Below are 14,055 nucleotides of genomic sequence, written 5' to 3' on the forward strand. Positions count from 1 at the left end.
CGGATAGCGGGCAAGATGCATATGCACTTTGCCGGAATGCTCATTCCGCACAGTTAGGATTTTTGCCAGAGCACGGCAAGCGCCGGGATGCGATCAATCGCCGGCGGTGAAGAACTTCCATTTGCCATCGGGCGAAATGCCGACGCGGTAGAAGCTGTAATTGCCATATTCCTGCATATCCGCCAGATCACCCGCCGTGATGATGCGCAAGAGCTCCACCTTTTCCGGCGCGGTCAGCGTATTCAGCGGCTTCCCGGCGAAATAGGGGAAAACATAGGCTTCGTCAGGCGTGCCGGCATCGATATGGGCATAACCGGTAGACAAGAGATCGATGATGATCGCCAGCACTTCCAGGCCATCAGGATCACCGGAATAGCTTTTCAGCGCCGCGATCGGGTCTTCGCCGTCATTGCCGTCGATACGGAACTGATTCTGCCCGGCGGCGATGAAGGGCCGCAATTTCTCGATATCGCCTGACGCGGCGGCATCGATGATCTGCTGGCGCAGCTTGCGCACGGGCTCCGGCGCCTTGGAAATATCGTGCTCGATGACAACGGACATTTCCGGTGTCGTGTCGGGCTTGGCGGATTGCTGCTTCGTCTGGCCGGCGGAACGATCGACCAGCGGGTCGGGCAGGGGAATGCCTTCCGAATCGCCTTCGACTTCGTCGGGTTCCGCAGGCTGTGCCTGCTGCGGCTGTTCGCCGTTCTGTGCCTGCGGTTCGCTTTCACTCTTCTGCGCCGGCTTCAGCTCGGAAAGGGCGAAGGCTTTTTCAGGCAGGCTAACAGGGCCGGCGGTGAGCGCAAGCAGGATGGACAGCAGGGCGGAAGAGCGCAAAAGCCCCTTGCTCAGGCAAGACATGATAGACTCCGGCTTTACTGTATCACCCGCTGCGGCGAAAATTCGCCCTGAAGCATGCGCTGCCGCAGCGATTCCAGCATTGCTTCCGCGCCGGCCTCGCCGTGAATACGGATGGTTTCGCGCATGGCCAGAGCAATCGCGGCATCGGCGATGATCTCAGGCTCGATGCCGTCGGCCATGCCGTCAGCCCATGCCTCGTTCTGGTGTTCCAGAGCGACCTGCATCTTTTCATGCACGATCATATCGTCGATTTCGTTACGGCTTGTCTGCATTTTTCATCCTCGACAGGGCGGGCAAGTCCTTACCACCCTGTTAACAACACTAGCAGCCTTTTATCAAAACGGCACGGGCTGCGGCGAAAAGAGGTTAATAAACCTTTAATTTCCGAACCTGGACGCGATTTCCTGCGCGAGTGTTGCCCCTTCGTTACGGTAGTTCTCTTCTGCCATGATGGCGGCGCGTGTGCAACTGGTGTGGATAGCTGCAAAGGAGCGGTATCCACGGTTGAATGCAGCCGTCATGCGCTGGCGTCGTTCGGGTTCGTTGGCCGTATCAGCAGCCAGAAGGTCGCTCATCGATTTGCGCCAGTCCTCCGGTCCGGAGGAGGGGCACAGGGTTCTCAGATATTGCACCGCGCCCAATATTTCCGAAAGCCGCGCCAGCTTGTCGTCATATGGAGCAGGTTTGGGCGGCGCCGCTTCCGCAGGACGGGCCTCGGAAACAGGTTTCGAAGGCTGCGCATAAGCGATGCCTTCTTGCCCTGATATGGCAAGCATTGTCAGAAAAAGAGACAGGAAGATGGTCGGTCGTATCAAAATTCTATTCTGCCCCACACATACTCGTGAACTGTTGGCTCGTGACCATCCGGCGGGCGGATCAGCCCTAAATAATAACGATTCTGGCTGGCTGGCAATCATGCAAGCAGGCGCTCGGCACATTCGATGACACTTTCGGGCGCCGGCAGAAGGCGAATCTCCGCCAATGTGTACCAGCCCGCATCCGCCGCATCGTCACCCACCGTCACCAACGGATCGGTATGGGTTTCCACGGTGAAGACGGACAGGAAAAAATGGCTCGTCAGCACGCCTTCAGCGTCATGGGTGGGAAGATCGTAGGTCGCGAAGAGCTGCGGCCTGCGGGCGACGATGCCGGTTTCCTCGTGCAATTCGCGCAGTGCCGTTTCCGCCGGGCTTTCCCCTTCTTCAGCCCGCCCGCCCGGAAAGGCGAACATGTCCTTGGAGGGTGGGTTGATGCGGCGCACCAGAAGCAGCCGGTCTCCGTTCCTGACGATGGCGGAGGAGGCGGCACGGGGCTTGATACGAAGGGTCATGAATGGTTTCGCTTGTTTCGGCCGTTTCCGGCCTGTCTATCGTGGTATCGTGGTTCGGGAAAACCGATTCCGGTTTCCGCGCCGATGGTTATAGTCCGGAACAGGCGCGATTGTGCATGCTAAAGACGGTGGAATGAAGGTCTATCTTATCTATGCTCTGGCGGCCGTTGCCGAAATTGCTGGCTGTTTCTCCTTCTGGGCCTGGCTGAAACTCGGCAAGACCGGCTGGATATTGCTGCCCGGCATGGTGGCGCTGGCGGCTTTTGCGTGGCTTCTGACGCTGGTTCCGACCGAGGCGGCGGGCAGGGCCTATGCTGCCTATGGCGGGATCTATATTGCCGCCTCGCTGTTCTGGCTCTGGGGCGTGGAAGGGCATGCGCCGGACAGGTGGGATATTGCCGGCGGCGTCGTCTGCCTTGCCGGCACCGCCATCATCCTGTTCGGACCAAGGGCGTAAGGAGAAGGCGATGTGCGGACGTTTCGTGCTGAAGGCGACGCCGGAAGAGATCGCCGACTATCTCGATCTGATCGGTCTTGAGGATTTTCCCGCCCGTTTCAACATCGCGCCGACCCAACCCATTCTGGTCGTCATGGAAGGCGAGCGGCAGGAGCGCGGCAGCAACCTGCCCAACCGCCGGGCCGTGCTGGTGCGCTGGGGTTTCATGCCGGGCTGGGTGAAGGATCCGAAGGACTTTCCTCTGCTCATCAATGCCCGTTCTGAAACCGCAATCGGCAAGGCCTCCTTCCGTGCCGCCATGCGCCATCGCCGCGTGCTCGTCCCGGCAACGGGTTTTTATGAATGGCGACGCCCGCCTAAGGAGGAGGGCGGCAAACCGCGACCCTATTTCATCCGCCCGAAAAACGGTGGCATCGTCGCTTTCGCAGGTCTCATGGAAACCTGGTCGTCCGCCGATGGCTCTGAGGTCGATACCGGCGCAATCCTCACCACCGTCGCCAATGCCGCGATCGGTCGCATCCACGACCGCATGCCCGTGGTCATTGCGCCGGAAGATTTCAGCCGCTGGCTGGACTGCAAGACCCAGGAGCCACGCGAGGTGGCCGACCTGATGCGGCCGGTTCAGGATGATTTTTTCGAGATGATTCCCGTCTCGGACAAGGTCAACAAGGTCGCCAATGTCGGCGCCGATCTCATCGATCCGGTGCCGGAAAGCGCGCCGCTGGCGAAGATCAGACCGGTGAAGGATGATGGGCAGATGTCTTTGTTTTGAGGTGTTTCCCGAGGCCAATGATGAAGGCTGGCCGTTTCCGCTTGGTCCTACAGAAGACTACCTCATTCATAAAGAATCAGCCGTTCAGCCCGATCTTCTGCAGGCCTTCCTGGATCATGATGTCGGAATAGACGCGGTTGCGGCCGTTCGCCTTGGCGAGATAGAGCAACTGATCCGCCGCATTCAACTGATTGTCGAAAGGTTCGCCCTTTTCGATCTCCACGACGCCGAGTGAAATCGTCAGCGCCAGGCTGCTGCCGCTCAGCTGGCGGCCGTTCTTTTCCACTTGTTCGCGCAGCTCCTCGCAGAATGCATAGGCAGCCCGCGCATCCAGCCCGCGCAGGAACACGGCGAATTCCTCGCCACCGAGGCGGGCGGGGATATGGCGTTGCTCGTCGCACATGTCATGCAGCAGTTCGGCCAGTTTCTTCAGCGCCCTGTCGCCGGCATCATGCCCCAGCGTGTCGTTGATCTTCTTGAAATGGTCGATGTCGAGAATGGCGACGGCGCCGCTTTCGTCATTGTCATTGATGACGTCCATCAGCGCCCGCGTACGCTCGAAGAAGGAGCGACGGTTGGGCAGGCCGGTGAGGTGGTCCCGTTCGGCCAGTTCACGCAGGCGCTTGAGTTGCTTCAGCGTCTCGATATTGTTGTCGATGCGGCACTGCAACTCTTCCGGCACGAAGGGGCGGTAGACGAAATCCGATGCGCCTGCCTTGAGGAAGCTTGCCGAAAGCAGGCGGTCCGTGGAGGAGGATATGCCGATCACCCGCAGGTCTTCGGAGGACCGGCTGTCGCGAATGCGCCGTGTCAGTTCATAACCATCCATGTCAGGCATGTGGTAATCGGTAATGACCAGCTGGATCGACCGGTCCTGCGACAGGATTTCCAGCGCCCGGTTGCCCGAATGGGCCTCGCTGACCTTGAAATTCTGCCGCTCCAGAATTTCCACGAGGCCGGAGCGCGCGGTGCGCGCATCATCGACCACCAGAACGGAAAAGCGCTTATTGGTCAAAATCCGGTCGACCGTCTTGACCACGGCATCGACGGTGCGATGACCGTCCTTGACGATATAGTCGATGATCTTCTTTTCGGCGTAACGCTTGCGCGCCTCCTCATCCACCGTCGCAGTGAAGACAATGGCCGGCACCTTGCGTTCGGATAGAAGTGTCAGAATTTCACCCTTCGGCGCATCTGGCAGATTGAGACCCGTCAGCGCCAGCGTGAAATTATCGGCCTGCAAGAGGGCATCGGCCTCGGCCATGCTGGCGCAATGGACGACCTCGGCTTCCGTCTCTTCCGAAAGCCGCGTTTTCAGCAGCATGGAAAGAGCAACGGAATCTTCAATCAGAAGGATTTTATCCTGCATGGCCGTCTCCAAGCCCCCCTGGCCCGTCTCCCCAGTCTTTCCTCAACGCCCAATATTCGTCATTCGCGTGTCCGCGAATTCGAAGGCCGGCTTATGCATTGTTGTGGAAAAAAATGCGGAATAGAAAAGTTCTTTTGTATTCACTAATCTATACGTAGGCGCTCGTATAGCCTTCTTGTCGAAGCCGGACTTTGTACTGCAGTTTCGTTGCGGCTTCGTTACAGAATTCTGCCAATTCTATGAATGGTTTGCGATCCGCAATGTCGCGGAGCGCGAAAAAACAAAAACGGCGCCTGCAAAAGGCGCCGCGTGATTGTTGATCTTCCGTCAGGATATCTCCGTCTTCCGGAAAATCCCCAATATCCGCTGACATCGAAAAACTGAATGTTTTCAGGCGGTTTTGGCGGCGGGCTTGCGCTTCAGCATCAGGGCTGCGGCAGCAACGGCCTTCAGTCCGAGCGGGCGGTAGTGGCTCTTGAGGTCGGGCTTCGCCTGCGGCTGCGCCTTCGTCTCGTTCGTCATTTCTCTCTCTCCACAATTCACGCCAATCGTCTTTTCGATGCGTGTGAGCCCCTTCTTTCGAGGCTAATCTTGACGGATTCGAGGCGAAAAAAACGAAGCCGGCTTTTCAGGGTGCGACATTTTGCGTCACAGCCTGCGCCGGCTTGTGTGGGAAAAAATAAACCTGCGGTTTTAAATGCCGCGATCGAGGCCGTTGCCGCCATTGGCATCGTCATGCGCGTCTTCCTCGATGGTCAGCGTGCCGTAGCGGCGGTGCCAGAGACGCGCGCTGATGGGAATGAAGACGAGATAGGCGGCAACCGTCAGAACCAGAACTTCCCAGGTGAAGCTCATCAGCATCGCCACATAGAGCACGACGACGAGGATCATCGGCAGCACCAGATCGCGGCGGATGCGGGTGCTGGACTTTCCTGACCAGACCGGCAGGCGGCTGATGAGAAGATAACCGATCAGGACCGTATAGGCGGCGGCGACATAAGCGAAGGGCTTGTCCGGTTCGACGCCGAGGAAGCCGAGATAAACCGGCAGAAGCACCAGCATGGCGCCCATCGGCGCCGGCACGCCCACAAAGAATTCGTTCTGCCAGGGCGCCTTTCCCGGCCGCTCTATCATGACGTTGAAGCGCGCCAGACGCAGGCCGGCGGCAATGACATAGATGAGGGCGCCGATCCAGCCGATCGAACGCGCCTGATCAAGCAGATAGATATAAACGACGAGGGCAGGGGCGACACCGAAATTGACGATATCGGCAAGCGAATCCATCTGCTCGCCGAATTTGGAAGTCGCCTTCATCATGCGGGCAATGCGCCCGTCGATACCGTCGAGGAAGGCGGCGAGCAGCACCATGCCGACCGCCAGCTCGAAGCGGCCTTCAATGGCAAGGCGCACGCCGCTCAGGCCCGCGCAGATGGCGAGAACGGTGATGAGATTGGGAACGACGAGGCGAAAGGGAATTTCCCTCAGGCGCGGCCCACGGCCGCTATCGTTGCGGCCCTCATGTTTTCCGTTCTGCTGTGACTCTGCCACCGGCGTTTCCATGCGCATGCCCTTCCTGTTTGTCCTCAGCCGCGGCGGCTAAGGACCGGACCCTTGGCCGAGCCGAATTCGGCAAGCACGGTTTCCCCGGCAATCGCCGTCTGGCCGACCGATACACGCGGCTCGAAACCTGCGGGAAGGAAGATATCGAGGCGCGAACCGAAACGGATAAGGCCGAAACGCTCACCGGCGTCAACAGGTTCATTCGGCTTTACCCAGCAGACGATGCGCCGCGCAACCATGCCGGCAATCTGCACCACGCCGACCTTGCCGTGCGAGGTCTCGATGACGAGGCCGTTGCGCTCATTGTCTTCGGAAGCCTTGTCGACTTCGGCATTGAGGAAGAGGCCGGGACGGTAAGCGACATTGACGATGCGGCCGCGCACGGGCGCACGGTTCACATGGCAGTTGAACACGTTCATGAACACCGAAATGCGCACCAGCGGTTCCTTACCGAGTTCCAGCTCCAGCGGCGGAACGACGCTCTGCACCGCGGAAACCTTGCCATCGGCCGGGCTGATGATGAGGTCGTCATCCTGCGGCGTGACGCGCTCCGGGTCACGGAAGAAATAGGCGCACCAGGCCGTCAGCACGAGACCGACCCAGAAGAGCGGTTCGGCGATCCAGCCGAGCACCAGCGAAGCGACGAAGAAGGCCGCCACGAAGACATAACCTTCCTTGTGGATCGGTACGATGGTGTTGCGAATGGTGTCGAACAGATTCATAGGGTTCCTTGCTCCGGTTTTTGTCTGCGCCTCTATATGTGGTCTTCATACGACGCGATCCATACGGGCATGCGACAAACTTCGCCTTGCTGGTTACAGCCAAACGTCCCGCCCGGCAATGGCCCGGCGGGTCTCCCACCTCGGTTCCCCCGGAGTTTGTGCCCAGTTTATGCCGTCAATGCGCCGGTTCGCCGCGGTCCACCACGCCGAGATCGTCGCTTTCGCGAACATGACGCAGCATCTCTTCCGCCCGGATCGCCTCGCGCTGGCGGCTCCACATCGAGGCATAGAGGCCGTTCTGCGCCATCAGCGAGGCGTGCGTTCCCCGTTCTGCGATCAGCCCTTCCTTCAAAACGATGATCTCATCCGCCCCGATGACGGTGGAGAGGCGGTGGGCGATGACCAGCGTCGTGCGGTTTTTCGAGACGATGTCGAGCGCGCTCTGGATTTCCTGTTCCGTATGCGTATCGAGCGCCGAGGTCGCCTCGTCGAGGATCAGGATCGGCGGCGCCTTGAGGATGGTCCGGGCAATCGCCACACGCTGCTTTTCGCCGCCGGACAGTTTCAAACCGCGTTCGCCGACCATGGTGGCGTAACCGTCCGGCAGCTTGCCGATGAAGGCGCTGATCTGCGCCGCATCCGCCGCTGCCTTCAGCTCCTCGTCGGTGGCGGAGGGACGGCCGTAACGGATGTTGTAGGCGAGGGTGTCGTTGAACAGCACCGTATCCTGCGGCACCATGCCGATCATCGAGCGCAGGCTCTTTTGCGTCACGTCGCGAATATCCTGCCCGTCGATGGTAACTGCACCCTCCTGAATATCGTAGAAACGATAAAGCAGTCGCGAGATCGTCGATTTCCCTGCACCCGAGGGACCGACGATCGCCACCGTCTTGCCCGCAGGCACATCGAAGGAAACGCCCTTGAGGATCGGTCTTTCAGGATCGTAGGCAAAATGCACGTCGCGGAAGGAGATGGCGCCGGGGCCGGCCGTGAGCGGCTTCGCATCAGGCCTGTCGGTGACTTCGGCCTCCACTTCGAGAAGATCGAACATCTGTTCGATATCGGTCAGGCCCTGGCGGATTTCGCGATAAACGAAGCCGATGAAGTTGAGCGGCACGGAAAGCTGCAGCAGCAGCGCATTCACGAACACGAAATCGCCGATGGTCTGTTCGCCGCGCTGCACGGCAAGCGCCGACATCACCATCATGACCGTGGAGCCGATGCCGAAAATCACGCCCTGACCAAAGTTCAGCCAGCCGAGCGAGGTCCAGATGGAGATCGCCGATTTTTCGTAACGTTCCATGGCGATGTCGAAACGCCGCGCCTCCATGTCTTCGTTGCCGAAATATTTGACGGTCTCGAAATTCAGAAGCGAGTCGATCGCCTTGGTATTGGCGTCGGTATCGCTGTCATTCATGGCGCGGCGGATGCCGATACGCCAGTTGCTGGCCCTGACGGTGAACCAGATATAGGCCCAGACGGTGATGACGGTGACGAGCACGTAGGAAAAACCATAGGATGCCCAGAAGATGATGGCCGTCAGCAGGAATTCTATGAAGGTTGGTGCGGTGTTGAGAATGGTGAAACGGACAATCGTTTCGATGCCCTTCGTACCGCGCTCGATCACCCGCGAAAGCCCGCCGGTCTTGCGCTCCAGATGGAAACGCAGCGAAAGCCGGTGCATGTGCACGAAGGTGCGATAGGCGAGCTGGCGCACCGCATGCTGGCCGACACTGGCAAAGAGGGAATCGCGCAGCTGGTTGAGCCCGACCTGGATCAGCCGCGTCAGATTATAAGCGATGACCAGCGCCACCGCGCCGAGCAGGAAGGCCGGAACCAGACCCGCCATATCGAGCTTGCCGTTCAGCGCATCTGTCGCCCATTTGAAGAAATAGGGAACCGCGATCAGCACCAGCTTGGCGACGATGAGGAACACGGTTGCCCAGATCACCCGCATCTTCAGGTCCCATCGGCCCTCCGGCCACATATAGGGCCAGAGATTGACAAGGGTCTGGGTCGGATTGCTGGAATCCGCCGAAATGGTTTTTTTCTTCGTGGCCATCATTCTCTCCGGTCACTGCCGGAAGCCGACAGCAGGACGGCGGCTTTGGTCAAGCCGCCGCGCGTGTCACAGATAGGGTCGCGGCGGGCTCACCGCAACGTCTTCACATCGTCAGGAGCCGCTCTTCAGCCGCTTGCGGTGGAGTTCCTCCGCATTGGGCAGCGCCTCTTTCGGCACGCCGAAAATCTGGCCGGGCTCGATCAGATCAGGGTTTTTGATCTGGTCTTCATTGGCGAGGTAGATCGTGGTGTAACGCACACCCTGTCCGTACACGCGACGGGAAATCTGCCACAGCGTGTCGCCGCGGCGGATGATGACGCTGTTCTGGCTTTCGGCAAGCGGCGCCTGCTCGAAGGTCTGCGGGCCGGCAGGTGCCTGCGGCGCGGGGGCAGGCGGAGCGATGATGTGCAGTTCGGCGAGGCGGCTAGCCAGCGAGGCGATGCCCTTGCCGATGGCTGCCACATCGTTCGGCCAGGCTTCGACCGTTGCAAGCAGCTGGCGCGCCTTGCCCGTGATATCGCCGGCAAAAGCGGTGAAGGCAGGCTCGGTGGCAGCGGCGGTGCGGAACTCGGAGAGTGATTTAAGCGCGATCACCACCGCCGAGCGGCCGGCAATGGCCTGATCGAGCGCCGGCGTTGCTTGGTCCTTGTAGAGATTGGACAGGATGCCGAATGCCTTGGCGACATCGGTGCGCAGCTTTTCAAACGCGGCGCGGTCGCTTGCCGTGCTCTGGTTTTCAGCCGGTGCCGCGGTCGTGTTGGCGGAAGATGAGGCCGATGGGGCCTGCATGGCGACGGTTGCCTGATCGGTCTGCGGCCGCTCGAAGGGAACGCGCACGCGCACCTTCGCCGTGCCGTCGGCATTCAGTTCCTCGACGGTGATGATATGGCTACCGACGGCCAGATCGACATCGCCTTCGATGACGAAATGACCGGAGGCCTCAGTCGTGCTCTTGCCGATTTCCTTGTCATCGACAAGCGCGCGAACGGTCGAACCGGCGGGCGCGGAACCCGCGACGAAGATCTTCGATCCCTCGAATTCGACGGCGGTGACCTGAACGCTCGACGTGAGCGGGGCAGCGGCGGGGGCGGCCGTGGCGGAGGAGGGTGCGGGCGCATTGTTGGCGGTGGTTTCGGCGGTTGCCGCAGACGGTTGCGACGGCGTGGCCTGCTGCGGCTGGAGCGCCGGAGGTGCGGCCTCCGGCATGGCCAGCACGCGGCTTGCCTTGCCGGGTTTGGAAACCATGGCCAGAAGCTCGCCCGACTTGCTCTGCGGCACGGAAACGGTTGCCACTTCCTCGGACTGCGTCACCTTGCCGTTGGCATCGGTTGAACGCAGCACCAGCTCATGATCGCCGGGCGGCAGGGGATTGTCGAAAACGGCGGCGAAATCGCCCGTGCCGTCGATGGTCGTCTGGGCGATCACCTTGCCGTTGCTCAGAATTTCAAGCTTTGCGCCGGGCTGCGCCTTGCCGGCGATCACGGCCGAACCATCGGGCTCGACACGCAGCACGTCGAAAGTCGGTGTGCCGGAAGCGACCTGAGCGGCGTCGGCGGGAGTGGCGGCCGGTTTTGCGGCTTCGGGCGCGCCATCGTCGGTGCCTGCGAAAACGCCGGCCAGACGGCGGACCTGTTCTGCTGCAGCCGCAGCATTGTCAGGCAAGCCACGCAGGAAGGCCGTAGCGCGTTCGGCCGCAGAACGCGCCGTGGTGATGAGCCGCGACGTGGTTTCGTCCAGCGACTCTGGAATGTCGATATTGGTCAGTTCCTTCAGCGAAGCTTCGACCTTCTTGCGGGCGGCTGCGAAATCGGCGTCGGAGGGAACCTTGTTATCGGCGAAAAGCGAGGCCATGTCCTTGATCGACTGGGTTGCGGAAGCCGCCCGACGCCCGACCTTGTCGGCAATATTGGCCGTCTCCTCGGCCGCGTCGGAGAGGATATCGCCCGCCTTGTCGGCTCCCATTTCAACGCTGTTCTTCACGGCGTTGCCCGCCTCGTTGATGGCGTCGCCGATCGGTTTGCCGTCATTGGAAATCCTCGGCAGGACGAAAAAGATCATGAGCAGGGACGCAATGCCCAGCACGATCAGCGCCAGCAAACCGGCCTTATTGTTTTTCATCCTGGGTGCTCCGGGTATTTCAAGCTTTTCACACGAGTTGAGATTGCTAGCGTCTTACCTTGCCCCAGACAAGCGGCCAGTGGCCAAAAGGCCATATTTGCAAGGGATTTCCCAAATTTTCTTGACGTGCCGCATCGCACATAGTTCCTTCCCTCCATGACGGACAAAAATACAGCGATTCGATCCATCTGCGTTTATTGCGGCTCCCAGCCCGGACGTGACCCGGCTCATATGGAAGCAGGCCGCGCGCTTGGGAAATCCATTGCCGAAAACGGCATTCGCCTCGTTTACGGCGGCGGCACCAAGGGCATCATGGGCGCGGTTGCCAGTGGCGTTCTTTCCAATGGCGGCGAAGTGACCGGCATCATACCGGAATTTCTGGTCGATATGGAGGCAACACGCCATTCTCTCGGACAATTGAACGAGCTCGTCATCACCAAGGACATGCATGAGCGCAAACATATGATGTTCGAGCGCTCGGATGCCTTCGTGACCCTGCCCGGCGGCGTCGGCACTCTGGAAGAGATCGTCGAGATCATGACCTGGGCGCAGCTCGGCCGTCACGCCAAGCCGATGGTCTTCGCCAATATCAACGGCTTCTGGAACCCCATGCTTGAGCTAGTGCAGCACATGCGCGATCAGGGCTTCATCCACCGCGCCCATCTTCTGAACCCGCTCATCGTCGACGAGGTGAAGGACATCGTGCCCGCCATCATCGACCGGGCGCTGGCGCAGCAGAACCCGGAAGGCGATCCCTCGGTGATTTCCCGCCTCTGAAGCGCGTCCCGTCTAATGGTATTCAAGCGACGCACTTTAGGCAGACATGCGATAGGCGCGTCGATCGTTAACGGCCGCCCGGCGGCTCGTTACAATTTTAAATGTATATTAATACAGATTTAACAGCGGCGTCGCTCCACCCGCTCTTTTCATGGTCCCGCGACTGATCCTGTGCCAGCCTCATCAAAGGCGTTGGCGTGGCGGGTTTCTGTTCTGCCGCCATGAAGTGGGTGGCATCAGACATGATTGCTTTTGTGATGCGGCTCAGGAGCCGGGCGCATTTTATTATTCAGAGACATCCCGGCAAGACTGGCGATGCCATCCTCGGTTCCGCCGCCCGCCGCCGGGTCGATGCGCGGGTGAGGCTCGGTATCGTGATCGCCTTCTTCGCCGCCATCTATGTCGTCGTCGCTGCACGCCTCGTGCAATATGGCATTGCCGAACCGGTGGCGACCGCCTGGATCAATACCGGTGCCAATGCGGTGGCCTCCCGGCCTGATATCATCGACCGCAACGGCATGCTTCTGGCGACCGATCTCAACATGGTGTCGCTTTATGCCGATCCGCGCCGGGTGGTCGATCCCGATGAGGTCGTGGAGAAGCTCGCGACCGTCATCCCCAATCTCGACTGGCGCGAAACGCATCGGCGTCTGCGCTCGGATACCGGCTTCCAGTGGCTGCGGCGCCAGCTGACGCCGCGGCAACAGGCGGACATTCTCAATCTCGGCATACCCGGCATCGGTTTCCGGCCGGAAAAACGGCGGTTCTATCCCGGCGGACCGACCGCTTCGCATATTATTGGCCACGTCAATGTCGACAATCAGGGGCTTGCCGGCATGGAGCGATATCTCGACCAGCAGGGGCTGGCCGATCTGCGCGCCGTCGGCCTTGCCAGTGGCGCACCGCTGGAGCCCGTGAAGCTTTCCATCGATATGCGCGTGCAGAACATCGTCCGCGAGGTCGTCGTGAAGGCGAAGAGCGCCTATGAGGCGGAAGCCGCGGGCTCGGTCATCCTCGATGTGGAGACCGGCGAGGTGCTGGCCATGGCCTCGGTGCCGGACTACGACCCCAACGAACCGTCCCGCACCCTTGCCGATGGCAGCATCGACAGGGACTACGAAAAGGGCTGGTTCAACCGCATGAGCAACGCCACCTTCGAAATGGGGTCCACATTCAAGAGCTTCACGCTGGCCATGGGGCTGGATGCCGGGGCGATCACCCTCAATTCGGTGGTGGATGCCTCGCGGCCGATCCGCATGGGCGGCTTCACCATCAAGGATTTCAAGGGCCGGAACCGTCCGCTGTCGATCCCGGAAGTGTTTCAATACTCATCGAATATCGGCACGGCGGCGGTGGCCGACAAGGTTGGTGTCGAAGGCCACCAGCAGTTCCTGACGAAACTCGGGCTGCTAACGAAAATGGATACGGAAATGCCCGGTGTCGCCACGCCGACCCAGCCGAGGGTGTGGAAGAAGATCAATTCCGTCACCATCTCCTTCGGCCATGGTGTTGCGACTACGCCGCTGCAGACGGCAGTGGCGGCCGCAGCCCTCATCAATGGCGGCAACCTGATGTCGCCGACTTTCCTGCCGCGCTCGAAAGAGGATGCGGCCTTGCTTTCACGCAGCGTCGTCACTCAGAAGACGAGTGCGGATATGCGTTACCTGTTCAACTGGAACGGCATCAAGGGTTCCGGCCGTGGCGCACAGGTGGAGGGATTTCATGTCGGCGGCAAGACCGGAACGGCCGACAAGGTGATCAATGGCCGTTATGCCAAGAACATCAATTTCAACGCCTTCGTTGCCGGTTTTCCCATGCACAAGCCGAAATATGTCGTGCTGACGATGATCGACGCCCCGAGGACCGGCGTGAATGGCGGGCGTACCGCGGCCTCCACCGCAGCCCCGATGACGCGTGAGATCATCGCCCGGACGGCTGGGCTTCTCGGGGTCAAGCCGCGTTTCGGCTATGATGCAACGCCGCTATTGCTGGTCGATTATTGAGCCTTGCCTTTCCTCATTCCCGTG

15 protein-coding genes are annotated in these 14,055 nt (G+C 60.3%); 5 read left to right on the forward strand and 10 right to left on the reverse strand.

The genetic code is table 11. The features are described 5' to 3' along the window. Nucleotides 1-93: 93 nt before the first annotated feature. The 4 genes from CFBP5499_RS04475 to CFBP5499_RS04490 form a co-directional block, all read right to left on the reverse strand. Nucleotides 94-861, reverse strand: a complete 768-nt coding sequence (locus CFBP5499_RS04475; protein WP_080825421.1) for a hypothetical protein — start codon at nt 859-861, stop codon at nt 94-96. A 14-nt stretch (nt 862-875) separates the two neighbouring features. Beyond that, the gene (locus tag CFBP5499_RS04480) at nt 876-1,133 is read right to left on the reverse strand and encodes a hypothetical protein (protein WP_003501987.1); all 258 of its coding nucleotides are present in this window, start codon (nt 1,131-1,133) and stop codon (nt 876-878) included. A gap of 105 nt (nt 1,134-1,238) precedes the next feature. Next, nucleotides 1,239-1,676, reverse strand: coding sequence for a TIGR02301 family protein (locus CFBP5499_RS04485; RefSeq protein WP_080825420.1), 438 nt, complete (start codon nt 1,674-1,676; stop codon nt 1,239-1,241). A gap of 98 nt (nt 1,677-1,774) precedes the next feature. Beyond that, nucleotides 1,775-2,191, reverse strand: coding sequence for an NUDIX hydrolase (locus CFBP5499_RS04490; RefSeq protein ID WP_080825419.1), 417 nt, complete (start codon nt 2,189-2,191; stop codon nt 1,775-1,777). A gap of 2 nt (nt 2,192-2,193) precedes the next feature. Here CFBP5499_RS04490 and CFBP5499_RS30765 point away from each other — a divergent pair, with 2 nt between their 5' ends. From CFBP5499_RS30765 to CFBP5499_RS04500, 3 genes are read left to right on the forward strand one after another with little or no spacing between them, the layout of a single operon-like run. Further along, nucleotides 2,194-2,328, forward strand: coding sequence for a hypothetical protein (locus tag CFBP5499_RS30765; protein WP_256387177.1), 135 nt, complete (start codon nt 2,194-2,196; stop codon nt 2,326-2,328). Then, nucleotides 2,325-2,648 (forward strand): YnfA family protein, encoded by a 324-nt coding sequence (locus CFBP5499_RS04495; RefSeq protein WP_080825418.1) that lies wholly within the window; start codon nt 2,325-2,327, stop codon nt 2,646-2,648. Before CFBP5499_RS30765 ends, CFBP5499_RS04495 begins: the two co-directional genes overlap by 4 nt. A gap of 10 nt (nt 2,649-2,658) precedes the next feature. After that, entirely contained in the window at nt 2,659-3,420 is a 762-nt protein-coding gene (locus tag CFBP5499_RS04500) for an SOS response-associated peptidase (RefSeq protein ID WP_080825417.1), read from the forward strand. A 76-nt stretch (nt 3,421-3,496) separates the two neighbouring features. Here the strand turns inward: CFBP5499_RS04500 and CFBP5499_RS04505 are convergent, their stop codons facing one another. The 6 genes from CFBP5499_RS04505 to CFBP5499_RS04530 all read right to left on the reverse strand — a co-directional run bounded on the left by CFBP5499_RS04505 (nt 3,497) and on the right by CFBP5499_RS04530 (nt 11,251). Then, a complete protein-coding gene (locus CFBP5499_RS04505; protein WP_080825416.1) occupies nt 3,497-4,789 on the reverse strand; it encodes a GGDEF domain-containing response regulator in 1,293 nt (430 codons plus the stop codon). 390 nt (nt 4,790-5,179) lie between these two features. Beyond that, nucleotides 5,180-5,311 carry a hypothetical protein gene (locus tag CFBP5499_RS30770; RefSeq protein WP_004440985.1) on the reverse strand — a complete coding sequence of 44 codons (132 nt, stop codon included), beginning with the start codon at nt 5,309-5,311 and terminating at the stop codon, nt 5,180-5,182. A gap of 171 nt (nt 5,312-5,482) precedes the next feature. Further along, nucleotides 5,483-6,349, reverse strand: coding sequence for a CDP-diacylglycerol--serine O-phosphatidyltransferase (gene pssA, locus CFBP5499_RS04515; protein WP_080827390.1), 867 nt, complete (start codon nt 6,347-6,349; stop codon nt 5,483-5,485). A gap of 23 nt (nt 6,350-6,372) precedes the next feature. Beyond that, nucleotides 6,373-7,071: a phosphatidylserine decarboxylase gene (locus CFBP5499_RS04520; RefSeq protein WP_080825415.1), complete on the reverse strand. Its 699-nt coding sequence runs from the start codon at nt 7,069-7,071 to the stop codon at nt 6,373-6,375. Nucleotides 7,072-7,246: 175 nt separating this feature from the next. Then, nucleotides 7,247-9,133, reverse strand: coding sequence for an ABCB family ABC transporter ATP-binding protein/permease (locus CFBP5499_RS04525; RefSeq protein ID WP_080825414.1), 1,887 nt, complete (start codon nt 9,131-9,133; stop codon nt 7,247-7,249). 111 nt (nt 9,134-9,244) lie between these two features. After that, on the reverse strand, nt 9,245-11,251 hold the full coding sequence (locus CFBP5499_RS04530) for a LysM peptidoglycan-binding domain-containing protein (RefSeq protein WP_080825413.1): 2,007 nt from the start codon (nt 11,249-11,251) through the stop codon (nt 9,245-9,247). A gap of 156 nt (nt 11,252-11,407) precedes the next feature. Between CFBP5499_RS04530 and CFBP5499_RS04535 the strand changes: the two genes are divergently transcribed. Together CFBP5499_RS04535 and CFBP5499_RS04540 are read left to right on the forward strand one after the other, a co-directional pair. Continuing rightward, complete coding sequence (locus tag CFBP5499_RS04535; protein ID WP_080817300.1) at nt 11,408-12,028, forward strand: TIGR00730 family Rossman fold protein; 621 nt, start codon at nt 11,408-11,410, stop codon at nt 12,026-12,028. 242 nt (nt 12,029-12,270) lie between these two features. Further along, nucleotides 12,271-14,031, forward strand: a complete 1,761-nt coding sequence (locus CFBP5499_RS04540; RefSeq protein ID WP_080825412.1) for a peptidoglycan D,D-transpeptidase FtsI family protein — start codon at nt 12,271-12,273, stop codon at nt 14,029-14,031. Nucleotides 14,032-14,055 lie beyond the last annotated feature (24 nt).

The sequence above is a fragment of the Agrobacterium tumefaciens genome, from assembly GCF_005221325.1.
Taxonomy (GTDB): domain Bacteria; phylum Pseudomonadota; class Alphaproteobacteria; order Rhizobiales; family Rhizobiaceae; genus Agrobacterium.